This is a genomic window from Pyxidicoccus sp. M15 (assembly GCF_056858435.1).
Genome location: NZ_CM166495.1, coordinates 12,290,620 through 12,315,244, shown reverse-complemented (window position 1 = coordinate 12,315,244; position 24,625 = coordinate 12,290,620). Strand labels below are relative to the sequence as shown.

General features: G+C 71.5%; 19 protein-coding genes. 7 read left to right on the top strand and 12 right to left on the bottom strand.

Annotated elements, in window-relative coordinates; all coding sequences use genetic code 11:
- Positions 1-53: 53 nt before the first annotated feature.
- Positions 54-1,247: an OmpP1/FadL family transporter gene (locus ACX9TP_RS45875; RefSeq protein ID WP_482977047.1), complete on the bottom strand. Its 1,194-nt coding sequence runs from the start codon at positions 1,245-1,247 to the stop codon at positions 54-56.
- A gap of 27 nt (positions 1,248-1,274) precedes the next feature.
- Positions 1,275-4,229: an alpha/beta hydrolase gene (locus ACX9TP_RS45870; protein WP_482977046.1), complete on the bottom strand. Its 2,955-nt coding sequence runs from the start codon at positions 4,227-4,229 to the stop codon at positions 1,275-1,277.
- 183 nt (positions 4,230-4,412) lie between these two features.
- Between ACX9TP_RS45870 and ACX9TP_RS45865 the strand changes: the two genes are divergently transcribed.
- Positions 4,413-4,937 carry a hypothetical protein gene (locus ACX9TP_RS45865; RefSeq protein ID WP_482977045.1) on the top strand — a complete coding sequence of 175 codons (525 nt, stop codon included), beginning with the start codon at positions 4,413-4,415 and terminating at the stop codon, positions 4,935-4,937.
- Positions 4,938-4,962: 25 nt separating this feature from the next.
- Here the strand turns inward: ACX9TP_RS45865 and ACX9TP_RS45860 are convergent, their stop codons facing one another.
- Both ACX9TP_RS45860 and ACX9TP_RS45855 read right to left on the bottom strand, forming a co-directional pair.
- Complete coding sequence (locus ACX9TP_RS45860) at positions 4,963-5,847, bottom strand: OmpA/MotB family protein (protein ID WP_482977044.1); 885 nt, start codon at positions 5,845-5,847, stop codon at positions 4,963-4,965.
- Between the two features lie 209 nt (positions 5,848-6,056).
- Positions 6,057-8,048 (bottom strand): patatin-like phospholipase family protein, encoded by a 1,992-nt coding sequence (locus ACX9TP_RS45855; RefSeq protein ID WP_482977043.1) that lies wholly within the window; start codon positions 8,046-8,048, stop codon positions 6,057-6,059.
- 173 nt (positions 8,049-8,221) lie between these two features.
- Between ACX9TP_RS45855 and ACX9TP_RS45850 the strand changes: the two genes are divergently transcribed.
- Together ACX9TP_RS45850 and ACX9TP_RS45845 are read left to right on the top strand one after the other, a co-directional pair.
- Positions 8,222-8,536, top strand: coding sequence for a CBS domain-containing protein (locus ACX9TP_RS45850; RefSeq protein ID WP_482977042.1), 315 nt, complete (start codon positions 8,222-8,224; stop codon positions 8,534-8,536).
- Positions 8,537-8,805: 269 nt separating this feature from the next.
- Complete coding sequence (locus ACX9TP_RS45845) at positions 8,806-9,489, top strand: nucleotidyltransferase family protein (protein ID WP_482977041.1); 684 nt, start codon at positions 8,806-8,808, stop codon at positions 9,487-9,489.
- Positions 9,490-9,544: 55 nt separating this feature from the next.
- Here ACX9TP_RS45845 and ACX9TP_RS45840 read toward each other — a convergent pair whose 3' ends face one another.
- Positions 9,545-10,426 (bottom strand): porin family protein, encoded by an 882-nt coding sequence (locus tag ACX9TP_RS45840; protein WP_482977040.1) that lies wholly within the window; start codon positions 10,424-10,426, stop codon positions 9,545-9,547.
- Positions 10,427-10,766: 340 nt separating this feature from the next.
- On the opposite strand from ACX9TP_RS45840, the gene ACX9TP_RS45835 reads away from it, so the two are divergent.
- Positions 10,767-11,165 (top strand): response regulator, encoded by a 399-nt coding sequence (locus tag ACX9TP_RS45835; protein WP_482977039.1) that lies wholly within the window; start codon positions 10,767-10,769, stop codon positions 11,163-11,165.
- Here the strand turns inward: ACX9TP_RS45835 and ACX9TP_RS45830 are convergent.
- From ACX9TP_RS45830 to ACX9TP_RS45815, 4 genes are all read right to left on the bottom strand, one after another.
- The gene (locus ACX9TP_RS45830; RefSeq protein WP_482977038.1) at positions 11,162-12,019 is read right to left on the bottom strand and encodes a hypothetical protein; all 858 of its coding nucleotides are present in this window, start codon (positions 12,017-12,019) and stop codon (positions 11,162-11,164) included. The genes ACX9TP_RS45835 and ACX9TP_RS45830 overlap by 4 nt on opposite strands.
- Before the next feature lie 156 nt (positions 12,020-12,175).
- Positions 12,176-13,675, bottom strand: coding sequence for a hypothetical protein (locus ACX9TP_RS45825; RefSeq protein ID WP_482977037.1), 1,500 nt, complete (start codon positions 13,673-13,675; stop codon positions 12,176-12,178).
- A gap of 180 nt (positions 13,676-13,855) precedes the next feature.
- Complete coding sequence (locus tag ACX9TP_RS45820; protein ID WP_482977036.1) at positions 13,856-14,221, bottom strand: hypothetical protein; 366 nt, start codon at positions 14,219-14,221, stop codon at positions 13,856-13,858.
- A 61-nt stretch (positions 14,222-14,282) separates the two neighbouring features.
- Positions 14,283-16,862 carry a sensor histidine kinase gene (locus tag ACX9TP_RS45815; protein WP_482977035.1) on the bottom strand — a complete coding sequence of 860 codons (2,580 nt, stop codon included), beginning with the start codon at positions 16,860-16,862 and terminating at the stop codon, positions 14,283-14,285.
- A gap of 205 nt (positions 16,863-17,067) precedes the next feature.
- On the opposite strand from ACX9TP_RS45815, the gene ACX9TP_RS45810 reads away from it, so the two are divergent.
- A complete protein-coding gene (locus ACX9TP_RS45810) occupies positions 17,068-17,916 on the top strand; it encodes an HAD family hydrolase (protein ID WP_482977034.1) in 849 nt (282 codons plus the stop codon).
- A 110-nt stretch (positions 17,917-18,026) separates the two neighbouring features.
- Positions 18,027-18,548 (top strand): hypothetical protein, encoded by a 522-nt coding sequence (locus tag ACX9TP_RS45805; RefSeq protein WP_482977033.1) that lies wholly within the window; start codon positions 18,027-18,029, stop codon positions 18,546-18,548.
- Positions 18,549-18,619: 71 nt separating this feature from the next.
- On the opposite strand, the gene atpA is transcribed toward ACX9TP_RS45805, so the two are convergent.
- The 3 genes from atpA to atpH all read right to left on the bottom strand — a co-directional run bounded on the left by atpA (position 18,620) and on the right by atpH (position 22,541).
- Positions 18,620-20,167 carry a F0F1 ATP synthase subunit alpha gene (gene atpA, locus ACX9TP_RS45800; protein ID WP_482977032.1) on the bottom strand — a complete coding sequence of 516 codons (1,548 nt, stop codon included), beginning with the start codon at positions 20,165-20,167 and terminating at the stop codon, positions 18,620-18,622.
- A gap of 201 nt (positions 20,168-20,368) precedes the next feature.
- Positions 20,369-21,847: a PAS domain-containing sensor histidine kinase gene (locus ACX9TP_RS45795; RefSeq protein WP_482977031.1), complete on the bottom strand. Its 1,479-nt coding sequence runs from the start codon at positions 21,845-21,847 to the stop codon at positions 20,369-20,371.
- A 145-nt stretch (positions 21,848-21,992) separates the two neighbouring features.
- Positions 21,993-22,541 carry an ATP synthase F1 subunit delta gene (atpH, locus tag ACX9TP_RS45790; protein WP_482977030.1) on the bottom strand — a complete coding sequence of 183 codons (549 nt, stop codon included), beginning with the start codon at positions 22,539-22,541 and terminating at the stop codon, positions 21,993-21,995.
- Positions 22,542-22,790: 249 nt separating this feature from the next.
- Between atpH and ACX9TP_RS45785 the strand changes: the two genes are divergently transcribed.
- Positions 22,791-24,617, top strand: a complete 1,827-nt coding sequence (locus tag ACX9TP_RS45785; protein ID WP_482977029.1) for an Hsp70 family protein — start codon at positions 22,791-22,793, stop codon at positions 24,615-24,617.
- Positions 24,618-24,625 lie beyond the last annotated feature (8 nt).

Sequence of the window (24,625 nt, the reverse complement as noted above, 5' to 3'; positions counted from 1 at the left end):
GAGACCCGGGCGTCGGTACCGCCCCGGCTCGAGGAGCCGGGGCAGGCGGCCAGCTACATGGAGTAGCCGAGCGTCAGGCCGAACACGTGCGCGGTGCCGTTGTACGTGCCGGGGACGCCCGGCGCGGTGCTCACCTTGTCGGACAGCGTGACGTACTGGTAGGCGAGGTCGGCGCGCAGCCCGCCGAAGCCGTAGCCCAGGCCACCCGACACGGCGATGCGGTCCGCGTCCGGCAGGTCCGGCGTCAGCGTGTCATCCGGGCTCGGGGACGGGTCGATGACGAAGCCCGCGCGCACGCGCAGCGCCTCCGTCACGCCGTACTCGGCGCCGAGGTGGAAGTTCCACGTCGCCTTCCAGCGCTTGGGCAGCGGGTTGTTGATGGCCGGGTTCTCCGGGAACTCAATCGCCAGCTGCTCGAAGTCGGACCAGTCCACCCAGTTCGCATCGAAGGCCAGCGTCAGCCGCTCGATGGGCGTGACGGACACGCCCGCCGCGATGGACTGCGGCAGGGTGACGTCACCCTGGACGATGGTGTCCTTCAGGCGGCTCTGGAACTCCGCCGGGACGTCCTGGAAGTCCGCGTCGCCCTTGAAGGTCAGCTTCATGGGGCTGCGGTAGTGCACGCCGGCGCTGAGCAGCTTGGGGACGATGACGCCCTGGACGCCGACGTTGGCGCCGATGCCCCACGCGCTGCCGCCCAGGTGGACGTTGCCCTCGCTCTCGACGAAGTCCAGGCCACGCTTGAGCTCCAGCGTGCCCCGGCCGATGTCGAGCCCGGCGCCCACGCGGATGCGGTCGTGCACCTGGTAGGCCACCGTCGGGTTGATGTTGTAGACGGCCATGGCCGACTCACGGGCGCGGAAGCGGCCCGAGAAGTCATCCACCCAGCGGCTGCGCGCGCCGAAGGGCGTGTAGATGCCCAGGCCCACCGCCAGCTTGTCCATCACCTGGTACGTGGCGAACAGGTGCGGCGGCGGGGACAGCGTCGTCTTCTGGCCCTCCGTCGCCCCGCCCTCCGGGGTGAACTTCAGGCTGGGGAGGATGCCGGTGTCGCCCACCGTCACATCCAGCTTCTTGTCGCTGAGGATGTTCGCCGCGTTCGAATAGACGGCGGACGAGTCATCCAGCCACGCGACGGCCGCGTTGCCCATGCCCGTGGAGCGGGCGCTCTGGGTGTTGATCTGGAAGCCCGCGGCCTGCGAGGTGCCGGCCGCGAACAGCGCTACCAGGGAGAGTGTCTTCTTCATGGTTATTGGGTCTCTCTGGGGGGGCGATTACGGGATGGGCGCGAGGCCGGTCTTCAGGAAGCCGGCCATCTGGTCCTGGGCCGAGTCACGGACGGACTTGAGGAACTGCGCCGTGGGGTCGTCCGCGGCCAGGGAGGGGTCGAAGATGGTGAAGAAGCCATGCTTGACCTCCTTGGGCAGCGGCGCGACGTCGAACATGTACGACTGCACCGAGCGCTCCCCGCCGCGGTTGGCCGCGCCGAGCAGGTAGTCCGTCACCGGGTTGGTGATGACGTCGTCGCCCTTGATGTACTGGATGAACGCGTCGCGGTTGGCCGCCTGGCCGTTCTCCAGGAAGTAGCCGTAGTTGCGCGGGTCCGCCGGGTCCAGGATGGTCCGGGCCAGGGTGATGAACTCGTCGTAGGCCGCCGTGCCGACGGGGCGGCCGGCGCTGGTCAGCAGGGCGTTGAAGCCGTTGCGGCTCGCGACGAAGGTGGCGTTGGTGGACGTCAGCAGCACGTCGACCAGGCCGCCGCCCGCGGCGTTGAGGCCCACGCGGTGGATGCGCGGATTGACGGAGGCGGTCAGGGCGCCCTGGAGGCCGCCGAGGCTCTGGCCCACGTACTCCACCTGCGCGCCGTTGAGGGTGCCGGCGCCGGCCGCGTCGAGGCGGGCGTTGAGGCTGTCGGTGGCGAGCACGCGGGACAGCTGCGCGAAGTCCACCACGGAGTGGCGGAAGTTGTCGCGCGTGGCGAACAGGTTGGTGAGGTTGAGGAAGTTCCAGGCGTTGATGATGGGCGCCGCGCGCGCGTTGTCGTTGCTCTGGCGCAGGAAGTCACCACCCTCGCACTTGCCGGTGGTGGCGGTGGGGCTGGCGCCCACGCAGCGGCCCTGGCGCTGGGAGGCGCAGACCAGGTCGCCGTGCAGGGCGGCCAGGTTCGTCGGGTCCGTGGGGCTCGGATTGCAGTCGATGGCGACGGCGGCGTTCACGCAGCGCCCGAAGGTGGGACTGTTCGGCGTCACGTCGCAGGTGCTGCCGCTGGAGCACGCCTCGTCCGGCGAGTCGATGACCGAGGGGTTGGCCGGGTCACCGTAGAGCACCGGCGTCGCGGCGGAGATGCCCGCGCAGCTGACGCGGTCGCCGTGCTGCACGGTGTCGATGGCGGCCACCGCGAAGCCATGGGCGTTCAGCCTGTTGGCGACGGCCACGACGTTGGTGCGGTTGCCCGTCAGGCCGTGGCCGAAGATGACCACCGGGAAGCCACCCTCGGGCGCCGGCAGCTTCGGCGTGAAGAGGATGAACGGGACGCGGTCGATGCGCGGCGCGGCGCGGTTGAGCGTGCCCTGGTCGTCGCTGAGCAGGTAGGGCGAGGCGAAGGCGCCAACGAAGGCGCGGCCCACGTCGCCGTTGTCCAGCTTGTTGGCCGCCATGGTGGCCTTGAGCACGTCCGTCTGGTCCGTCAGGAAGTACGGGTCCGCCGGCACCTGGGAGGGGGCCGCGTTCAGCGCCTGGAGGATGGAGCGGGTGCTCTGGGTGGTGAAGGCCCACGCCAGGTTCACGTCCTTGCGCTTGATGCCCTGGGCCTCGAGCGCGTCATACAGCGGCTTGAGCGCCAGGCGCGCCGGCTCGAGCTGGGCGGCGAGGAAGCTCGGCACCGCGGCCAGCTGGCTGTTGCCGGCCGAGTCGACCAGCGGCGCCTTGCTGCGCAGCAGGACCTGGGGCGCGGTGGGCGCCACGGCGCGGCCCTTGATGTCCTTCATGCCGCGCAGCATGACCACGGCGTACTGGGTGGCCTCGTCCAGCGGCACCTCGGGGACAATCTGGAGCTGCTGCGGCGTGGTCTGCGCGCTGCCGTCCGGCTTCAGGCTGGACGTGCAGTTGACGCACACCTTGACCTTGGGGAGCGTGCCCTTGTCGGTGTTGGTGGTCTTGATGAAGAGCACCGTCTGGCCCACCTTGACGGTGTTCATGTCCAGCTCGGAGCCCAGGTCGATGGCGCCCGCGCGCACGCCGTTCTCGGAGACGATGGGGGCGGTGGTGGACCAGCCGTCCAGCGTGTTGAGGCCCCTGGAGATGGCGACCTCCAGCGGGTTGGCGTTGGGGGAGGTGTTGACCGGCAGGTTCAGGCGCGCCGGGGCGTTGGCCGTGGCCGGGATGCGCAGCAGGTCATTGGGGAAGGGGATGATGCTGTTGGCCGGGTCGAACGTGGCCTCCGGCATGTTCATCACCGTGAAGGTCCACAGCAGGACGATGTCGTCGCGCTTGAGGTTGAACTTCTCGGCGGTCGCGTCGATGACGGGCGCGTAGCTGCGGCGCAGCTGCTCCAGGCGGAGCGCGGTGGCCGTCTGCTCCGCGATGCGCGTGGCGGGGTCCGTCGAGGTGGCCGGGATGAGCTCCGTGGCCGCGCGGCAGTTGGGGGCCGTCAGGTCCTCACAGGTGACGAGCGGCTCCGTCGAGCTGGCGAAGGCCCACGTGGCCGACGGGATGACCGGCTTGCCGGACGTGGTCTTCAGGCCGTTCTCACCGCCGACGAGCGCCACCGCGTAGCGGCCGCCCTTGGGCCAGCCGGTGGGGGCAATCACGTTGATGCGGTCGGTGTCCTCGTTGTAGCCGACGACGACGTTCGCCGGGACGGGGCGGGACAGCGGCGTGCCCGCGTACAGGTCGAGGATCTTCACCGTGGCCGGCGTCACGGTCTCCGGGTCGAGGTTCTTGACCGTCGTGCTCGCGGAGATGGCCGTGGGGAAGCCGTCCAGCGTGTTCACGTAGTCGCGCGTGAACTCCTGCTCCGCCTCGGGCGCGTTCGGATTGATGGGCGCGGCGACGAGGCCCGTCTTCGGGTCCAGCGCCAGGTCGTTGGGCGACGGGACGATGGCAGGCGAGGCCGCGGGGTCGAACTCAGCGACGACAGCTTCTTCGGCGGGGGGTGCATCCTTCGCGATGTCCGGATCACACGCAGCCGCACCGAGGGCAAGAGCCCCCAGGAACAACACCTTTTTCATGGGTCAGACCCCTCCGCGTCCATAGTTGGACTGCTGGAAACGGTTCCGTGGCGTAGCACGTTGGCTGGTTGACCGGAAGACAGCCGGCTTGACGCGCCGTGTTAGCTATGGCTGGCGGGCGGGCGAGACAGACTGGCTGTCTCAGCGGCTGCGCCGGGGGCATGCGGCGGGTACGTTACGGGCATGAACCGACTGCTGAGTGTGCTGGTGGTGACCGCGGCCGTGGTGGCTCACGCGGAGGATGCCGGAGGGCTGACGTGGACGGCCCCGGCGGAGTGGACGGCGCAGGGCGAGCGGCCGATGCGCGCGGCGACGTACAAGATTCCGGCGGCGAAGGGTGACGCCGAGGGCGGCGAGCTGGCCGTCTTCTACTTCGGCCAGGGCCAGGGCGGCGCGGTGGACGCCAACGTGAAGCGCTGGGTGGGCCAGTTCCAGACGCCGGACGGCAAGCCTGTGGACAAGGCGGCGAAGACGAAGGCGGAGAAGCTCAACGGCATGAGCGTCACCACGGTGGACGTGAAGGGCACGTACGCGGGCGGCGGACCGATGATGGGCCCCGCCACGCCGAAGCCGGGCTACCGCCTGCTGGGCGCGATTGTGGAGGGCCCCGAGGGCGCCGTCTTCTTCAAGCTGACCGCGCCCGAGAAGACGGCGGCCGCCGCGGAGAAGCCCTTCCGCAAGCTGCTGGAGTCGGTGAAGAAGAAGTAGCCGCGGCGCCCGCGGGGACGAAGGGCTACTTCGTCCCCTTGGCGGGCTTCACCGCGTTCTTCGGCGTGGTGGAGTCCGCGAGGGCGCGCTTCACCGCCGCCGTGTTGCGCTGCTTGGGCAGGTCCGGCATGAGCAGCACCTCGATGCGGCGGTTGCGCGCGCGGCCCACCGGGGTGGCGTTGGCGGCCACCGGGCGCATCTCGCCGTAGCCGGCGGCCACCAGCCGGCGCGCGGGCACGCCGCCCTTCTCCTGGAGGAAGCGCACCACGTTGACGGCGCGCGCCACGGACAGCTCCCAGTTGGTGGGGAAGGTGCCCTGCAGCTTCTGGGACGGCGGCGAGTCATCCGTGTGGCCGGACACCTGGATGGACTTGTCCTCCACCTTGGCCAGCACGCCGCCCAGCCGGGTGAGGACCTCCTGGCCGCGCGCGCTGATGCTCGCGTCGCCGGAGTCGAAGAGCACCTTGTCCACCAGGTCCACCTGGATGCGGCCCTCGGCCTGCGACAGCTTGATGGCGCCGTTGGCGATTTCCGCCTTCATCTTGTCCTGCAGGTCGTCGTAGGTGGCCTTGAGCTTCGCCAGCTCCGCCTCCTGCTCCTGCACCGTCTGGCTGAGCTGCTCCTTCTCGCTGCTGAGCTGCTCCTTCTCGGTGGCCAGCTTCGTGCGCTCGGACTCCGCCGCCGCCAGCTTCTCCTCCAGCTGCAGCCGCGCGGCCTCGGCGTCACGGGCGCGGTTGGCGGCCTCCGTGGCGGCGGCGCGCGACTGCTCGGCCAGCGCCTGGGCCTGCTGAGAGCTCCGGTTGGCGAGGAACAGCACGCCGCCCGCCAGCAGCACCACCAGCGCCGTCACCAGCCAGGGGACCCAGGTGCGCTGCTGCTGACGCCCGTGCTCGTGCGGGACTTCCGTCATGTCGTGACCTCCAGTAGGTGGCGCCGGGAGGCGCCACGGTCTCTACGGTCGCGCCGCAAGGCGCCGCCGTCGTCTCAAGCCGGCGCCGGGGGACGCCATCGCCTTCGGTGAAGAAGGGACTCGCGAGCCACGGTAGCGACCACGCCCGGGTGCGCCTCAAGGCGCCCCGGGTGCGTGCAGGTATCTGGAGGTTCAACGTTGCAGCGACGTCAGAACGGGAACCACGAGGGGCGCACGCTGCGTGGATTGCCCAGGGCCTCGGAGAGCTGCGCGTTCAAATCCCCGAAGGCCTGGTTGTCCAGCCACATGGACTCAATCTTCTGCTTCCCGAGCTTCACCTCGTGCGGCTTGCCGTCCGTGCCGGTGGCCGTCACCTTGTCGCCGCCGTTGTACGTGACGCGGAAGGACTCGCCCTTGACGTTCACCGGCACGTCGAACTGGAGGTTGGCGGGCACCTGGGTGGAGAGGTTGGTGCCGCGCGCGCCGGGCTTGCCGAGGTCGTCCATGAACTCGCGCAGGAAGCCCTGCGTCACCTGGCGCGTCTGCTGGTCGAGCGCGGGGTCCACCTTCGCGTCGTAGCCGAAGCCGAGCATGCTGTTGCTCTTCTTGGGGTCGGTGAGGTCCCACGTGGGCACGCTGAGCATGAACTGGTTGGCGCCCGGCTGGGTGCGGTCCTTCCAGTCCTGCGCGTTGGTGGCGTTGTCCTTGAGCATGGAGACGCCGTTGAAGGCGTTCCACAGCACGTCGTCCGTGTCGAGCTGGCCGCCCGGCAGCGGCTTCGCGGTGGCCTGGCCATTCACCGGGTGCGCGTCACCGCGCGAGGAGAGCGACGCGCCAATCTGCGGCAGGTCGTTCTTGTTGTAGCCCATGGGCAGGTTGTCCAGCGTGCCGCCGTCCACCAGGTGCATGTTGCGGCCGGTGACGGGGTCCACCACCTGCACGGGCTCGAAGACGCCCGGAATGGCCATGGAGGCGCGCATGGCGAGCGCCACCGGCGTGTCCGGCGTCGTCTCCTGGCTGAAGACGAAGACGCGGTCCTTGGCGCTCTTGAAGCCCTCCTTGCCCACCGCGCTGTCGTACGCCTTGGCGGCCACGAGCTGCAGCGGCACCTTCAGGTCCGCGAAGGTGACGGGCCGGTCCTTGATGCCCGTCAGTTCGCGCAGCTTCGCGTCGAAGAGGTCATACGCGGCCTGTCCGTCGAGGATGCCGCCGTCCTTCATGTCCAGGTCGAAGTCGTAGAGGTTGCCCAGGCGCGGGTCCTTCGCCACGTCCTCCAGCTGCTTCGGCGTGGCGCCGGTGGCGGCGAAGGCCGCGGCGATGGAGCCGGCCGACGTGCCCGTCAGGCTCACCGGCACCACGCCCATCTCCTGCATCTCCGCCATCATCGCGGCGTAGCGCTTGCCCTTGCCGCCGCCGCCCTGGAGCGACAGGTGCACGCCGATGGGCTCACCGCCCTGCACCGGCATGCCCGCCTCTTCCCGGCGCTTCGCCACGGAGGCGGTGTATTGGGCCTCCTTCGCCTTGTCGCCGCCGAAGAGGAAGTCCAGGGGCTTGGGCGGCTTCGTCACCGGCGTGCCGGTGGGGAACCTGCTGGCGTGGACCTGGCCGTTGGGGAGCTCCTTGGAGAGGAACTGCGGGTCCAGCCACAGCGAGCCGGCGCGGGGCGCGGTGGCGCGGGTGTAGCCCGTCGTCTTCGTCAGCTCGGCCTCGGCCTTCGCCAGCTCCGCCTTCACCTGCGCGTGGCGCGGGTGCGAGGGGGGCAGCAGGTCCAGCTCCAGCCCCAGCGAGCGCACCTTGCCGAGGGTGTCGCGGAAGCCCTGCGTCTGGGAGATGAGCTGCTTGCCCTGCTTGTCGTCAATCTTCTGCGGGACGATGTGCTCCAGGACCTTGCGCAGGTCGCCCAGGTCGACCTGGAGCAGCTTGTCGAAGGGAATCTGGAGCGGCTTGCCGGTGAGGGTGATGCCCTCCCAGGGCTTGCCGGAGATGCCGGGCAGCTTCGGGAGGCCGAGCTTGCCCAAATCAGGCAGGCGGGCCTCGAACCCGTCGACGAGCTGATCCGCCCGGCGGGCGACGTTCTGGAGGCCCTGGCCGAGCTTCGCGATGAGGTTGGGCTCCTCCTTGCGCGGGGCGACGGGGGCGGGAGCGTCAGGGGTACGGCGGGGCGCGACCGGGGTGGGAGACGGGGTGGTCTTGACGGTCATGGACGGGCAGGCTCCGCGGATCAGCCGGGGGGAAGGGCGATTCTAGCGGGATTATCGCGCGTACCTTGTCGCAGGTTGTGTGTCCTTCTCCCGAAGCGAGAATTCGGGGCGGCAAGGCCCTTGCTACGGGGTGATCCACGAGGCGCCCGGCGCCTCGGTATCCGGAGGCATCCGTGACGACGTGCCGCAGTCCCCAGGTCCAGTCCCTCGTTTCACGTGCGGTGACGCTCTTCCCCGAGGACACCGTCCTCTCCGCACTCCAGGTGATGCACCGCCATGGGCTGCACGTGCTCCCGGTGGTGGATGGCCAGGACGGAGAGCTGTTGGGCGAGGTGACGGAGGGGGAGCTGCAGCGGCTCTCCGCCTGCGCTCCGCTGGCGCGGCTGGCTGAAATTCTGACCGCAAAGGCCCTCACGGGCATGGAAGAAACGACGGGCGTTCCCTACGAGGCGCTGGTGGCCGCGCCCGAGCGGCCCTGGCTGCACTGAAGCCCGCGCGCGGCCCGCCACACCGGCGCGAAGCAGGCGCGGAAGGGGCACGGGCGCGGGATGAAGCCGGGGAGGGTGCTCAGGGTGCACTGGTGGACGTTCTACCGGCAGGCAGGCTCCTCCAGCCAACACCCCGCCCGAGTGACTGGCGGCTGGCTGACGGCTCGGACCTGGGGGCGGGCTGCAATCCCGGAAGAAGTCCACAGCCTCTGATGGGTGGCCCCCGGGCCTGCTGGCGTTCAATTCATGGGGGGCGGAGGAGGCGTGGCATGAAGGCGGTCGCAATCATCCTCGCTGCGGGTGAGGCCCGGCGGATGGCCCATCCCAAGGCGCTCATCGAACACGAGGGAGGAAAGAGTTTCCTCCAATCACTGGCATCCACCTTTGGAAAGGCGGGTTGCTCCATCATCGGAGTCGTGGGCAAGGACTCGGAGGCGGTGCGCGAGCAGCATCCGGGGCTGGAGTTGGTGGAAGCGGAGAAGTGGCAGGAGGGGCCGCTGGCCTCGGTGAAGGCGGGGCTCGACGCCGCGCTGGAGTCCGGAGCGGACGTGCTGCTGCTGCAACCGGTGGACATGCCCGCGCTGCGCGCGTCCACGCTCAAGTCCCTGCTCAAGCTGATGGGTGAGGGGGACGAAGTCATGCGGCCGGAGTTCGAGGGCGCGCCAGGCTGGCCGCTGGTGCTCTCACGGGGCGCGGCCGAGCGGCTGCGCGCCGCGGAGGGACTGCAGCTGGAGCCCGCGCTGACGGGCCTCAAGATGCGGCGCGTGCCGGTGAAGGACCCGGGCGTGGTGGTCAACATCAACACGCCGGAGACGTACGAGCGGCTCTTCGGAACGGCGCCGAAGCTGGCGCCTCCGCCGAAGCGGCGCGGCAAGCGCACGGGCACCGGGGCCACCACGGTGGGGGAGCTGGGCGGAAGCCCGACGCCCATGGCCGCCGCGTCCGAAGAGTAGGTCCTCGAGGGCCGGAGCTCCCCTGTATGCGGGTGGCTCCGGCCCGGAAGTGCCGTCAGAACGCCAGGCCCACGCCAAGGTATGGGCCGCCGAAGCCCTCGGCGTGCTGGACGCCGTCCACGTGGCCGGCGTCGTCGAGGTACAGGCCGCGCCAGCCGCCGCGCACGTTGAGGGTGCCCAGGTGCGCCGCGAGGCCGGCCTGCACATCCACCTGGCGGTGCGGGTAGGGCGTGGCGTGCAGGCGCGCCTCCAGGTCCACCGGGGAGCGGCCGATGCACGCCTCCGCCGAGGCGCCGAAGCTGGGCCCCACGAAGATGACGTCCGGTGCGTGGGCACTGGCCACGCCCGCCTCCACGCGCACGCGGCCGCGCGGTCCCGCCCACAGCGCCGCGGTGAGGTGCGCGCTCATCAGGGTGATGCGGTCCACCGTGTCCGAGCCATCATCCGCCGGCAGTGAGATGCCGGTGATGCGCGTGTCCATGCCGAGGCGCCGTCCCTCCATGGCCATGAAGAGGCCCATCGCCCCGCCGTTGCCGAGCAGTCCGCCATCCACGCCCAGCCGCACCCGCAGGGGAACGGGCTCGTGCCGCTCGCGCACCCGGGTGACGGGCGCGAGGGCTCGGGTGCGGGGGCGCGGCGCGGCGATGATGGCGCCGGCGACGATGAGCTCCGGGAGCGGGCGCCGCACGACGGCCCGCCGCCTGCGCCGGGGCGCGTCGTCATTGTTGCCCGACGCCTCCTTGCCGATGGGCGTCGCCTGGTGCGTGCGCGGCCGCTCGTCACGCGGGGGGCGCGAGGGGCGCGAGCCGCCGTCCTTGCCCGGGTTGTTGTTGGACTGCGAGGAGGAGCGTTTGCCGAAGCGGGCCTCGGCGGAAGTGGAGCCCAGGAGGGCACCGGCGGCAAGCGCGGCGCACAGCACGGCCTTGGGGGATGGCACGGTCTCTCCACTCCTCTTCTCGGGGTTCGGAATGCTTTCGGGGAAGGGGATTCAACCGCCTTCGCCGGGGAGGGGCCATGGGCCCCCGGGCGGGGCGTGTCGTTGGCCAACGTCACCTGTGCGGCGGTGGACAGCGCTTGCGCCACGCGCCCGGCGTCATGCGCGTCCGCGGACCTTCAACCCCCGCCCCGGACCGGGGGGCTGACTGTTTCCGGATGCCTGTAATATCTGCCTGTCCTCCCCATGCAGATGCTCATGGTCCGACACTGGGCCGTCTGCGGGATGGCGACGCTTCACGACTCGCGTGTCTCGCGAGGAAGGAGCGGTTAGGGTGTCAGCCGTGACGCACGCTCAAGCGCGGCCCATGGTCCTCCTCGTCGAAGACGACCCGGACGTCCGGGGAGCCATGGCGGAAGCGCTCCACGATGAAGGCTACGAGGTCTTCATGGCCATCAACGGCCATGAGGGGGTGCGCGTGCTGGCGGCCCTGGAGACGCCGTGTCTCGTCCTGCTGGACCTGGAGATTCCCCGGGTGGACGGGCACGCCTTCCTCGAGCGGTTGAGGACGGACGCGCGCTTCGCCGGCACGCAGGTGGTGGGGATGACGGGGGAGCTCGGGCCCGCGCCCCGGGGCGTGGCGGCGCTGCTGCGCAAGCCCGTCAGGCTGGACGCGCTGCTCACCGCGGTGGCACGGCACTGCCCGCGGTGGGCCACCGGGGGCTCGTCGTCGAGCGGCTAGTAGGCGAGGCCCAGGCCGAAGAACGGGCCGTGGAAGGTGTCCACGTGGGTGACGCCGTCCACCTGCCCGGCGTCATCCAGCACCATGCCCCGGTAGCCGCCGCGCAGCACCAGCGCGCCCAGGTGCAGCGCCAGCGCGGCGCTCGCGTCCACCTGGCGGTAGGGGAAGGGCGTCGTCTGCACGCGCGCCTCGAAGTCCAGCGGGCCCGCCATGCACGCCTCGAAGGACATGCCCAGGCTGGGGCCCACGAAGGTGACGTCCGGCGCATTCGCGGTGCTCACGCCGGCCTCCACGCGCAGCCGCGCCCGCTGCAGGGAGATGAGCGCCCAGGTGAGGTGCGCCTCCACCAGCGAAATCGTGTCCGTGTCGTCGGAGCCGTCGTCCGCGCTCAGCCCCATGCCGGTGAGGCGCGCGTCCACGCCGAAGCGCCGCCCCTCCAGGCCGATGAACAGGTCCACCGCCCCGCCATCGGTGACGGGGCCGCCCTGCAGGCCCAGGCGGAAGGACAGCGGCGCCGCGTGACGCACCTCGCGCACCTCGCCGTGAGGGCCCCGCCGGTCATCGACGATGAGCCGGTGGTTGCCGCCGGAGAGGATGAAGGCGAAGAAGCCCACCGTCGCGTCCAGGTCCGAGTAGCTGCGCACGTTGCGGCGGCGGCGCGGACGGTCGTCGTCGTCGTCGTCGTCCGAGTCCTCCTCGCCCACCGCCGTGGCCTCGTGCGGCTTGTCGTCGTCCTTCTTCGGCTCGCTCTGGCTGGGACGCGAGCGCTTGCCGAAGCGGGCCTCGGCCGGCGTCGAGCCGAGGATGAGCCCGAGTGCGAGAAGGGCACACAGCACTGGCCGGAGTGGGGACACGGTTCTGCTCCTCGGTGGGGACCGGGAAAGGGGCCTACCGGAACCGTGGACGGATGCCCGGCTGCTCTATTCATTTCACGGCAATTCTGCACCCCCGCGCCGGAGGGCACCGGGGCGGACCTTCCCGCCCCGGGCCGTGGCACTTCGCACCTGCACCTACTTCTGGGGCGGCGGGGGCGGCGGGGTGTAGCCGTACTTCTGGAGGCACTCGCCCGGCGACATGGGCCGGCACTTGGTGGTGCAGTTCTTGAGCCTGTCGCACGTCGTGGTGCACACCTTCTGCACGCTGGGGGGCAGGAGGTCGCACGGGCTGGTCAGGTAGATGGAGATGGGCTCGGGGTGAAAGGCGCCAATCTCGTCCTGGCAGGACTCGAAGTCGCCGTCGCCCTTCACCTGGTAGCCGTCATTCACCTTGCAGCGGGGCAACCGGAGGCTGGTGCTGCCGGGCTCGCAGGGCCCCGCGGTGCGGGCCACGCAGACGTTGGCGCTCACGCCGGAGACGCTGGTGTTGGCGCAGATGCGCGCGGCCAGGTGGCTGTCGCCGGACACCCAGTCCCGCGAGTAGCAGGCGTGGACGCCGTTGTAGGGGTAGCCCTTGAACTCCTGCTTCGTGACGAGCGTGGGCTTGAAGGTGTCCTTCTCCAGGATGATTTCCGCCAGGAGCGCGCCCGGGTCGAAGAGGTTCCCGTAGAAGGCGCCCTCGCGGAAGGTGTACGCCCCGAAGGGCTCCGCGGGGTACGCGCCCGGCGAGCTGGAGCGCGCCTGCGGCCACACCCACGAGCCGGGCAGCGCGTCGCGGTTGTAGGGCGCGGACATGAGGCTGTAGCTGCCGGAGGCGGGGCAGGTGAAGGTGACGCTCGGGGTGATGCCGCCGCACGAGTTGCGGTCCGTCTCCGCGAGGAGGTCCGTCCGCTCGCAGCCCCGGGGGTCCTTGCACACGCGCAGGACGCGGTCGCCGCTGATTTCGCCCAGCTTGCCCGTGCAGGTGCTGTCGTACGGCGCGCCCGCGGCCACCGTCACGGCGGCGCCCGGGGTGCAGCTGCCCACGCCCTCACCCAGCCAGCCGCACTCGGGCGCCAGGCCGTAGCCGCCGGAGGGGCAGGGCAGGAAAATCGTGCTCCACTCCTCCGTGGCGCCGGACGGGTTGAAGCGCTTGAAGTCGCGCGGGTCCTCGCCGCGCATGGACAGCGGCACCTCGACGCCATAGGCGTTGTTGCGCGCCAGCAGGCAGGCCGACACGTAGCCCAGGCACTCGCGGGACGGCGCGCCGTACTGCCACTCCTTGCACATGCCCAGGGAGCCCTCGAAGTAGTGCGTCACGCCCGCCTGGTTCGTCCACTTCACCCCCTCGCCCGCCGGCAGGGCGCACTCCACCAGGTACTTCATGACGTGGAACGCGGGCGGGTGCTCCAGTTGGTGCTTGAGGCGGTCATCCGCGTAGAAGGCCTTGGAGTCGAGCGGCCCCGTCGTGAGGGCCTCCAGCGAGTCCCGGTTGGTGGTGAGGGCGTTGAGGGCCAGGTCCGACGTGGGGAGTGAATTCAGGATGCGGATGCCCGGCTCGGCCGCGGCCCTGGTCGCTGGAAGCATCAGCGCGAGCAGGCACGCGAGCGCGGCCAGCACGGGTCGCGAGGGAGCACGGAGGACGAAGGGCGACATGTGGAGCGGACCTCGACGGAAAGGTAAGCGACGCGACAATCCGGTTAGCACGAGGCGGGCCGGACCCGGGGCCCCTGTCTTTCCGCGAGGTTGCGCGGGGTGCGCCGCGCTGGTGTGGCCTGCCGGTCCACAGCGTCTCCGGCGGGTGTGGACGCGCGGGCAACGGCGGCGGCCGTCACGTCAGCGCCGGGCCACCTTCTTGCCCCGGACGGAGGCCTTCGCGGCGCGGCGGGGTTCGGGGCGGGCCTGGGCGGAGTCCGGGGGTGGGGTGCAGGTGGCGGGGGTGGCCAGGGCGGCCTGGTGCTGCTGCTCCAGCGTCCGCAGCCGGCGCGACTGGGACTCGCGCAGCGCCTGCAGCTCCGCCACCCGGGCCTCGGACTCGGCGGCCTCGCGCTCCAGCTGGCCGTTGCGCTCCACCAGCGCGGAGATGGAGCGCGAGCCCGCCCAGGCTCCCGACGTGGTGAGCACCACCGCGCCCACCAGCAGGCCCCAGGGCAGCCACGCCCGGCGTCGCCGCGCCGACTCGCTCTTCTGAGTCGCTTCCATGGCCCCAAGGCTAGCGGGCCCACCGGGGTAGGCCTCAAGGCGGCGTGCCTCGCCCCGCGTCCTACCCGTGGACCGGGTTTCGGGGCAGCCGCAGCACGAAGCGGGCCCCGGGGCCCTCGGGCGGGTCCTCCGCGGTGAGGTCTCCGCCGTGGGCGCGGGCAATCTGCCGGGAGATGTAGAGCCCCAGGCCCAGGCTGGCGCGGGCGTGCTCGCCGCTGGCGCGCTCGAAGCGCTCGAAGATGCGCGCCTGCGCGTCGCGGGGGATGCCGGGGCCCCAGTCGCGCACGACGATGACGGCCTCCCCGTCCGTGGCCTCCACGCACAGCTCCACCGGCTGGCCGGGCGCGTACTTCATCGCGTTGGACAGGAGGTTGGTCAGCACCTGCTCCAGCCGCGGCCGGTCCACGCGGGCCTGCACCGGCGCGTCGGTGTGGACGACGGGCGCGCAGCCCGCGGCGGCCAGGGCGTCCTCCATGCGCGCCACCAGCCGGTGTGCCAGCGCGGACAGGTCCACCTCCTCGCGCTCCAGCTCCAGGCGCCCGGTGCTGATGCGCGCCACGTCGAACAGGTGGGTGACCAGGTGGCCCAGCCGCTCCGCCTGCCGCCGCGCGCCGTCCAGCCCCTGCTTCAGCCGCTCCGGCGGAAGCGGCGTGTCGCGCTCCGTCGCGCGCTGGAGCGAGGTGAGCTGCAGCAGCAGCGCGGACAGCGGCGTGCGCAGCTCGTGCGTGGCGATGGCCACGAACTCGTCGCGCGCCTTCACGGCCTCTTCCGCCTCGCGGTACAGCCACGCGTTGTCCACCGCGAGCGCCGCGCGCGACGCCAGGTCCTCCATGAAGGCCAGGTCCCTGGCGCCATAGCGCCGGGACGCGCTCTGGGAGACGACGCTCACCACGCCGAGCGTCCGCCCACGCGCCACCAGCGGGACGAACATCGCCGAGCGCGGGTGCAGTTCCTCCATGTGCAGGCGGTGCTCGGGCGACACGGCGAGGGCGTCCAGCCACGCGGTGTCCATGACCGAGGCCAGCTCCGGCTGCCCCGACTCCAGGACGCGGCGCAGCGGCGTGCGCATGCCGGGGGGCGGAGGGAAGCGCAGCGACTTCTCCAGCAGGCGCTGGGTCCGCGCGTCGCGGGACAGCGCCTCCACGCGCTCCAGCCGCTCGCCGTCCGGGGTGAGCATGTCCACCGTGCAGTAGTCCGCCAGCTGCCCCACCAGGACCTCCGCCACGGTGTGCAGCGTGGTGCGCCAGTCGAGCGAGGTGGACAGGCGCACGGTGGCATTCGCGAGGAAGCGCAGCCGCTCCTCCTCGCGCTTCTGCTCCGTCACCTCCCGCACCGTGGCGCCCACGCCCAGTGGCTCGCCGTTCACTCGCACCGGGAAGTAGGTGGCCAGGTAGTGACGGAGCTCGTCCGGGCGCGGGTCGTCCACCACCTGGTCCACCACCGGCTCCCCGGTGCGCAGCACCTGCCGCAGCATCGCCACCAGGCCTTCCGCACCGGCGCCCAGCACCTCTGTCGGCGTGTGGCCCCGGTGCCCCTCCGGCGACACGCCGTTGATGTCGGCCAGCACCGGGTTGACGTGCACGTAGCGCAGCTCCCGGTCCAGGAAGCCCATGCCCACCGGCGAGGCGGCGAGGAGCGACTCCAGCAGCGCCAGCGACGCGTCCCGCGCCCGCAGCGCCTCCCGCGCCTCGCGGTACAGCCGCGCGCTCTCCACCGCGAGCGCCGCGCGGCGGGCGAACTCCTCCGCGTACGCGAGGTCCCTCGGCGTGTAGCGGCGCGCGAGCGAGGTGGAGATGAGGGTGATGAGGCCGAAGCGCCGCTCGCCCCGCACCAGCGGGAGCGCGAGCATGGAGCGCGGCGCCAGTTCCTCCATCATCTTCAGGTGCTCCGCGTTGCGCGCGTGGCGCTCCAGCCACTCCGGGGTGATGTCCGGCACCAGCATGGAGCGCCCCTCGGCGATGGCCCGCGCCATCACCGTGTCCGAGTCCAGCCGCGCCGGGTAGGGCAGCGCGCGATTGAGCAGCGCCTGGCGCGCCGGGTCCCGGGCGAAGAGGGCGAGCCGGTTCAGGGTGCCGTCCCCGGCCAGCACGTCCAGCAGGCAGTAGTCCGCCCACTCGTGGGTGGCCAGGCGCGCCACCGCCTTGAGCGTCGGCTCCCACTCCAGCGACTCCGCCAGCAGGCGGCTGGCCCCGGAGAGGAAGGCCTCCGCGCGCTCGGCCACCTTGCGCTCGGTGATGTCCACGTTGACGGCCACCGCGCCCAGCAGCGTGCCGTCCGCGCCGAACAGCGGCGTGGCCGAGTTGAGGATGGTGCGCCGCGTCCCGTCGAAGGCGACGATGTCCACCTCCTGGTGGAGCACCGTCTCTCCGTGCTCGAGTGCGCGGGCCAGGCCCCACTCGTGCGCCTCCAGCCGCCGTCCGGTGTCCGGCCACCAGGCGGCGTACTCGCCATACCGGGAGGTGCCCTCCACCAGGGGCGGCTGTCCTCCCCAGATGGCCTTCGCCGCCGCGTTCATCTCCAGCAGCCGCCCCCGCGCGTCGGCGATGAAGACGCCCACCGGCAACAGCCGCAGCACGGCGCGCAGCCGCTCCCGCTCGGCGAAAGGCACGACCTCGGTGGCGGAGGGCGGGAGCTCGGTCATGTGAAGGCTGGGAGCGCTCTGGACACCTACCTTGGGGCCGCCCTCCCGGCCTGACAACCCGCGCCTGCTTGCAACGTCGGCGGCTGGAATTACTCGGACGCCTCAGAATTCTGGATGTGGCCCGGTGAGGCGGACTTGATTCCGGGGCGGGGGCGGGGCGTCATCGGGCCCCTTTCACGAAATGACTTCGGGAGTCGGTGGGCTGATGGCGATTGCGTGCGTGGTGCTGGACTTCGATGGAACCTTCACGGACGTGGCGGCGGAGAGCGCGCCCTTCCTGCGTCACTTCCGCGAGGGGCTGGCGCGGGTGCTGGGGCAGCAGCTGGAGGTGGCGTGGGAGGAGGAAGTCGCCGCGCTGAAGGCGGGGGCGGACTCGCTGGGCTGGGAGCTGGGCGGCAGGGTGGTGGCGCCGGCCACGGCGGACCCGTACCTGACGGCGACGTGCGCGGCGCACCGGCTGCTGCAGCGCTTTGGCATGGGCGCGGACGAGGCGGTGCGCTCGGAGGCGGTGCAGGGGCTGTACCGCGAGGCGTACGCGTACTCGGCCACGGCCTTCAAGCCGGAGGCGAAGGAGGTGCTGGAGGCGCTGCTGGCCACGGGCCTGCCGGTGACGGTGGTGACGAACGCGCACACGGACCTGGTGGAGAAGAAGCTGGACCAGCTCGCGCCGAAGGGGCGGGAGCGGCTGAAGGTGTCCGGGGACGCGCGCAAGTTCCTCCTGGACCCGCCGGACGCGCCCGACGCGCGCTTCGACGCGGTGCCGGAGACGCAGGTGATGGACGGGGCGCTGCGCCGGCCCATCTACCTGCGCCGCGGCCGCTACTTCCAGGCGCTCAAGCACGTCTGGGACTCCACGGGCACGCGGCCCGAGCAGACGCTGGTGGCCGGCGACATCTACGAGCTGGACCTCGCGCTGCCGGCCGCCCTGGGCGCGCACGTGCAGCTGGTGGCCCGCGACAACGTGCTGCCCTACGAGCTGAAGGCGGTGCACGCGCTCGGCATCCGCGGCGGCGTGGACCGCAGCCTGCGCGCCCTGCTGCCGCGCCTGCGCTGACGCCAACGCGCCGATATTCCTCTCCGGGCGGCGCGTTGATTACGACGTCCGTCGTATTTCGCCGCCCCGGACTACGACAGGTGTCGTAGACCTGGAGCCCGGAGAGAGCCATGCCCGTCCACCCCGGTGTCCTCCTGCCCGTCGTCCTGGCCGTGGCCGCGTGCGCGTCACCGCCCGAGGTGAAGGCGCCCGCCGTCCACGCCTTCGAGACGCGGCCGCCCCGGCCGCCGGGCTGCGCCTTTGATTTCTTCGAGGACCGCGCGCCGCCCCGGCCCTACGTGGTGCTGGGCACGTTGCCGGTGCGGACCAACGAGTGGCTGGGCGCGAAGCGCCGCGAGGCGCTCCTGGGGAAGACGGCGTGCGAGTCCGGCGCGGACGCCGTCCTCCTGGAGCGGCCGGAGGAGCGCTCCATGGCCAACGTCCGCCTGCGCGAGTACACGGCCCTCTTCCTCGCCTACACGGACGTGCCCGCGCGGGTGGGCGCGGACGTGGCGCCACCTCCGCCGCCTCCGCCCTCGGATGAGGCCTACAGCGTGCCCATCAGCGAGGACCTGCTCGGGGACACCGAAGGCACCGAGGTGCGCACGCGGGAGGCCCCCGCGCCCGACCGGGAGTCGCCGCGCCCACGCTGAAAACACGAAGCCCCGCGTCCCGGTGAAGGGAGCGGGGCCTGGTGTGTTGCCGGCAGCGACTTCGGGACGCCTTAGACCTTGGCGCCCGGCGTGGGCTGGAACACCTCGTTGAACTCGGTGATGGCCTTGTTCAGCGCCGCCTTGGTGTCGTTGGTCAGCTCGCGCTTGGTCTGGATTTCCTTGGCGATGTTCGGGTGCTTGCCGTCCGCGAACTCCAGGAACTCACGCATCCAGCGCACCATGTCGGCCACCGGGATGTCGCGAATCCAGCCGCGCTTCTTGGGGTCGTCGCGGTTGGTGGCGGCGTACAGCTGCATGACCTGCTTCTCGACGGGGAGCGGCTCGTACTGACCCTGCTTGAGCACCTCCACCATGCGGGCGCCGCGGGCCAGCGTCTCCTGCGTGGCCTTGTCGAGGTCCGAGCCGAACTGGGCGAAGGCCGCGAGCTCGCGGTACTGCGCCAGGTCCAGCTTCATGGTGCCGGCCACCTGCTTCATGGCCTTGATCTGCGCGGCGGAGCCGACGCGCGACACCGAGAGACCGACGTTGATGGCGGGGCGGACGCCGGCGAAGAAGAGGTCCGTCTCGAGGAAGATCTGCCCGTCCGTAATCGAGATGACGTTGGTCGGGATGTACGCGGACACGTCACCGGCCTGCGTCTCGATGATGGGGAGCGCGGTCAGCGAGCCGGCGCCCTCCTCGTCGGACAGCTTGGCGGCGCGCTCCAGCAGGCGGCTGTGCACGTAGAACACGTCGCCCGGGTACGCCTCGCGGCCCGGCGGGCGGCGCAGCAGCAGCGACAGCTGACGGTACGCCACGGCCTGCTTGGACAGGTCGTCGTAGATGATGAGGGCGTGCATCTTGTTGTCGCGGAAGTACTCGCCAATGGCCACGCCGGCGTACGGCGCGAAGAACTGCATCGGCGCCGAGTCGGAGGCGTTGGCGGCCACCACCGTGGTGAACTCCATGGCGCCGAAGCGGTTCAGCTTCTCCACCACCTGGGCCACCGTGGACTGCTTCTGGCCGATGGCGACGTAGATGCAGTAAACGCCCAGGCCCTTCTGGTTGATGATGGTGTCGATGGCGACGGCCGTCTTGCCCGTCTGGCGGTCACCGATGATGAGCTCGCGCTGACCGCGGCCCACCGGCACCAGCGCGTCCAGCGCCTTGATGCCCGTCTGCAGGGGCTCGTGCACGCTCTTGCGCTTCACGATGCCGGGCGCCTTCACCTCGAGGCGGCGCGTCTCGGTGCTCGTGATGGGGCCCTTGCCGTCCAGCGGCTTGCCGAGCGGGTCCACCACGCGGCCCAGCAGGCCCTTGCCCACGGGCACGGAGGCAATCTGCTGGGTGCGCTTGACGGTGTCGCCCTCGCGGATGTGCTGGAAGTCACCCATGATGGCGACGCCGACGTTGTCCTCTTCGAGGTTGAGCACCAGGCCCTGCACCCCGTTGTGGAACTCCACCAGCTCGCCGGCCAGGGCGCCTTCGAGGCCGTAGATGCGGGCGATACCGTCACCGACGGACAGCACGGTGCCAGTCTCCGCGACGGTGACCTTCTTGCCGTAATCCTTGATCTGCTCCCGGATGATTCTGCTGATCTCGTCGGCGCGGATTTCCATGGGCGTTTCGCGTCCTTGCACTGGGCGGCCAACTGGGGGACGGCCGCGTAAAGCTGGAAGTGGGGGCCCCTTACCACGCACACCCCCCCGCTGCAATGCACTCGGCACGCTCGCGCGTGCGGGGAATGATGGGCCCGGTAAGAGGGGGCCTCCTCCCGGGCCGGGAGGGCTGGAAGGCAGGCGGGCAGGGGCCCGGACGCCTCAGGGGCCGGTGGCCTCGCGGGGGAGCCAGACGATGAAGCGCACCCCGCCGCCGGTGCGTGACTCCACCGTGAGCCGGCCACCGTGGGCGAGGGCGATCTGCCGGGCGATGTAGAGCCCCAGCCCCAGCCCGTCCGGGCTCGCCGCGCGGCCCCGGCGGAAGGGCTCGAAGAGGGCGGCGTGCTCCTCGGCGGGCACCACCAGCCCGTCGTTGTGGACGGAGAGGGTGACGCCTCCCACCGCGCCCGACAGTCTCAGCAGGATGTGGGCGTCCTCGGGGCCGTGCTGGAGGACGCTCCCCAGCAGGTTGTCCGCGAGCTGCGCCAGCCGGGGCGCGTCCCACCGCCCGCGCAAGTCGCCCTCGGACTCCAGTTGAATGGTGCGGCCGGGGTGCGCCAGCCGGCGCTCCTCCACCACCCGCTCCACCACCACGTCCAGCACGCCCGGCTCCGGGCGCACCACCAGCCCGCCGGCCAGCCGCTCCCGGGTGAAGTCGAGCAGCTCGTGGATCATCCGCTCCATGCGCCGGGCCGCCTGCGCCATGTGGCCCACCAGCCGGCGCTGGGGCTCCTCCAGCCCGCCCAGGCGCTGCAGGGCGCCGGTGCCCAGCTGGATGGACTGCAGCGGGGTGCGCAGGTCCGTGCCGATGACTCCCAGCAGCTGGTCCCGGAAGTGCTCCGTGCGGGCCACGCGGTCCTCCGCGGCCTTGCGGCTGCTGATGTCCCACACGGCCACCAGCCGCGCCGGCTGGCCCTCCCACGTCACGTCGCGCGCCAGCACTTCCAGGGGGATGCGCTGGCCGTCGGCGCGCACGCAGACGACTTCGTACGGCGTTTCCACCCCGCGGCTCATCGCCCCGAGCACCGTCTGGCGGAACTCCGGCGCCACCCACTCGGCCAGGTTGCGGCCCCGCATCTGCGAGGGGGCGGCGAGCCCCAGCAGGTTCACCATGGCCCGGTTGGCCTCGAGCACCTTGCCGTCGATGTGCAGGAAGTGCCCGTCGCACGCCACGTCCGCGAGGCTGCGCATGTGCACCTCGCGCTCGCGCAGCCGCCGCTCCTCGTGCACGCGCTCCGTCTCGTCGCGCACCCACAGCACCACACCCGCCAGCGCGCCGCCATTCAGCGCGGGGGAGGTGCCCACCCGCAGGTGCCGCTCTCCAGCCGAGGCCGCCAGCGCGCCGTACACCGGCGCCTCCGTCACGTCCTCGCCCGCGAGCGCGCGGGCCAGCAGCGGGGACAGCGCGGGCGCCACCTGGGGCCACAACTCCGCCAGCGGACGGCCCACGTGCGCGCGCGGCTCCTGGCCGGACAGCGCCGCCATGGCCGCATTCACCCAGACCGGACGCAGCTCCCTGTCCAGGAGGGCCACGCCACAACCCGCCGCGTTGAGCAACGCGCTCAGGAAGGGCCTCGACTCCTCGGGCGCGGCCGGCGTGGGCGCGCCATCAGGGAGCGAGTGAAGCAGGGACTGCGGCATGTTCAGGTCGTCCGGATAACGCGGGCTTGTCCCGCGTCGCTCCGAGTATACCCCTTACCAGGGCCCGCTGGAAATACCGGTTTACCCTGGACTGCGGGACGAGAAGCCGACCTGCACAGTTGGCTGCCGGACGGGCAGCCAGACGTCAGTGCTGCTTGAGCTCGCGGCGCATCTGCTCCAGCTGGGTGCGGAGGCTGCCGTCGTACTGGATGCTGCCCACCTGCGCGGACACGCCGCCCAGGAGGGAGGGGTCCACGCGCGTCTCCAGGATGACGTTGCGCTGGGTGAGCTGCTGCAGCTGCTGCTGGATGCGGGCCAGGGCGTCGGCCTGCAGCGGGGCGGCGGTGGTGACGTGGCCCCGGACGCGGCCGGCACGGGCATCCGCCATGTCGCCGAAGAGGCGGGCGATGTCCGTGAGGTAGCTCAGGCGGTTGCGGTCCACCAGCAGGCGCAGGGTGCTGTCCAGGATGGGGTCCGCTCCACCGGGCAGGGCCTTCAGCACGCCCTCCACCACCAGGGTGCGCTGGCTGCGGGAGTAGGCGGGGTTGAGGAGCACGTCCGTCAGCTCCGGGCTCTTCGCGAACACCTGGGCGAAGGCGGTGAGCTGCTCGGCGACGGCATCGGTACGGCCCGCCTCCGAGGCGACATCGAGGAGCGCACGGGCGTAGCGGCGGGCGATGGAGACATTCACCATGACGGGGGCGCCCTTAGCATGGTGCCCGACTCCGAGCAACGGCCGTGCGGCCGCGAGCAACGGCCGTGCGGCCGCGAGCAACGGCCGTGCGGCCGCGGGCCACCGCCGTGCGGCCGCCGCGCCCGCCCTCTCCTTGACAGGACGGACCGCCCGGAGGGCAGGGAAGCGCCGGGTACACCGGGAGTGTGAGGAATAGGGGACTTGGCGAGGTGGCCGGAAGACCCGTAGCGTGGTGTCCTGACCGCCCCCATGCACGACCCCGTCATCGGCATCGACCTGGGTACCACCAACAGCGCCGTGGCGACCGTCGAGGACGGACGCGCGCGCCTCATCCCCTCGCGCGCGGGTGGCCGTCTGACGCCCTCCGTGGTGGGCGTCACGAAGTCGGGTGAGCGTGTGGTGGGCCATGCCGCGCAGGCGCTCGGGGAGGAACATCCCGACGCCGTGGTGTGGGCCACCAAGCGCTTCCTGGGGCGGCGCTACACGCCGGAACTGGTGCAGCAGGCGAAGGCGACGGTGCCCTATCCGCTGGTGGCGGGGCCGTCGGGCGACGTGCGCGTGAAGCTGGGCGGGCGGGTGATGCCCGTCACCCAGGTGTCCGCGATGATTCTGGGCGAGCTGGCGCTGGACGCGCAGGCGCACTTCGGACGTCCCGTCTCCAAGTGCGTGATTACGGTCCCCGCCAACTTCGACGACAACCAGCGCCAGGCCACGCGCGAGGCGGCGACGATTGCCGGGCTGGACGTGGTGCGGCTGGTGAACGAGCCCACCGCGGCGGCGCTGGCCTACGGCCTGTCGCGCGGCTTCGAGGGCAACGCGCTCGTGTTCGATTTGGGCGGCGGCACCTTCGACGTGTCGATTCTGGAGGTGAAGGCCGGCGTCTTCGAGGTGCGCGCCACCGGTGGTGACTCGAGGCTGGGCGGCGAGGACTTCGACCAGCGCATCGTCCAGTGGCTCCTGGCCCAGGTGGACGACGACATGCGCCACCTGGTGTCGCAGGACGCGCAGAGCCTGCGCCGCCTGAAGGTGGCCGCCGAGGCCGCCAAGCGCACCCTCACCGAGTCCGACGAGGCCACCGTCTCCGTGTCCGGGCTGGGCGACCACGCCAGCAGCGGCCGGCGCCTGACGGAGCTGGAGACGGTGCTGACGCGCTCCTTCTTCGAGACGCTCTCCGAGCCGCTGTCGCGCCGCTGCCTGGAGGTGTGCCAGGGCGTCATGCACGAGGCGAAGATGGACCCGCGCTCGGTGGACGTGGTGCTGCTGGTGGGCGGCATGACGCGCGTGCCGCTGATTCGGCGGCTGGTGGCGGACTTCTTCGGCCGCGCGCCGTCCACGGACGTGCACCCGGACGAGGCCGTCGCCCTGGGCGCGGCGGTGCAGGCGGACGAATTGCTGCGCCAGTCCGGACAGGCGCTGCTGTTGGACGTGGCCAGCCAGAGCCTGGGCGTGGGCGTGCTGGGCGGGCGCGTGAAGCGGCTCATCGCGAAGAACACCGGCGTGCCGGTGGTGGCGCGCGACATCTTCTTCCCCGGGACGGCCGGCCAGAACGAGGCGCGCATCCCCGTGTACCAGGGGGAGAGCGACTTCCAGGACGAGAACCACAAGCTGGGCGAGGTGGTGCTGAAGAACCTGCACGTGGCCGCGCGCGGCGACGTGCCCCTGGAGGTCGTCTTCGAGCTGTCCAGCGAGGGCATCCTCGCGGTGAAGGCCACGGACCTGACCACCGGCAACATGGAGCTGGTGCGCCTGGAGGCGCGGCCGGGCATGCCGCAGGGTGAGGCGGAGAAGCTGGGCGCGGAGCAGGCCCACTACGCGCAGAGCCAGGGCGTGGTGGACGCGAAGCGCGCGGAGGAGCTGTTCCGCAAGCTCCTGGAGCGCGGCGACAAGCTGGCGCGGATGCTCCAGAAGAGCGCGCAGGAGAACCCCAGCCCCGAGGCCCAGGCGGCCGTGGGCACCGTGCAGCAGCTGCTGGACGGCGGGCGCAACGCGCTCGAGAGCCGGGATGCCGCGCAGTGCGCCTCGATTGCACGGCAGCTCACGCAGTTGCTGTCCGGCCGGCAGGAGCCCCGCGCCTGAGCGTCCAG

Coding starts and splice junctions, on each gene's coding strand:
- ACX9TP_RS45875 (WP_482977047.1), bottom strand. CDS start 1,247: ATGAAGAAGACACTCTCCCTGGTAGCGCTGTTCGCGGCCGGCACCTCG.
- ACX9TP_RS45870 (WP_482977046.1), bottom strand. CDS start 4,229: ATGAAAAAGGTGTTGTTCCTGGGGGCTCTTGCCCTCGGTGCGGCTGCG.
- ACX9TP_RS45865 (WP_482977045.1), top strand. CDS start 4,413: ATGAACCGACTGCTGAGTGTGCTGGTGGTGACCGCGGCCGTGGTGGCT.
- ACX9TP_RS45860 (WP_482977044.1), bottom strand. CDS start 5,847: ATGACGGAAGTCCCGCACGAGCACGGGCGTCAGCAGCAGCGCACCTGG.
- ACX9TP_RS45855 (WP_482977043.1), bottom strand. CDS start 8,048: ATGACCGTCAAGACCACCCCGTCTCCCACCCCGGTCGCGCCCCGCCGT.
- ACX9TP_RS45845 (WP_482977041.1), top strand. CDS start 8,806: ATGAAGGCGGTCGCAATCATCCTCGCTGCGGGTGAGGCCCGGCGGATG.
- ACX9TP_RS45825 (WP_482977037.1), bottom strand. CDS start 13,675: ATGTCGCCCTTCGTCCTCCGTGCTCCCTCGCGACCCGTGCTGGCCGCG.
- ACX9TP_RS45820 (WP_482977036.1), bottom strand. CDS start 14,221: ATGGAAGCGACTCAGAAGAGCGAGTCGGCGCGGCGACGCCGGGCGTGG.
- ACX9TP_RS45815 (WP_482977035.1), bottom strand. CDS start 16,862: ATGACCGAGCTCCCGCCCTCCGCCACCGAGGTCGTGCCTTTCGCCGAG.
- ACX9TP_RS45810 (WP_482977034.1), top strand. CDS start 17,068: ATGGCGATTGCGTGCGTGGTGCTGGACTTCGATGGAACCTTCACGGAC.
- ACX9TP_RS45805 (WP_482977033.1), top strand. CDS start 18,027: ATGCCCGTCCACCCCGGTGTCCTCCTGCCCGTCGTCCTGGCCGTGGCC.
- atpA (WP_482977032.1), bottom strand. CDS start 20,167: ATGGAAATCCGCGCCGACGAGATCAGCAGAATCATCCGGGAGCAGATC.
- ACX9TP_RS45795 (WP_482977031.1), bottom strand. CDS start 21,847: ATGCCGCAGTCCCTGCTTCACTCGCTCCCTGATGGCGCGCCCACGCCG.
- atpH (WP_482977030.1), bottom strand. CDS start 22,541: ATGGTGAATGTCTCCATCGCCCGCCGCTACGCCCGTGCGCTCCTCGAT.
- ACX9TP_RS45785 (WP_482977029.1), top strand. CDS start 22,791: ATGCACGACCCCGTCATCGGCATCGACCTGGGTACCACCAACAGCGCC.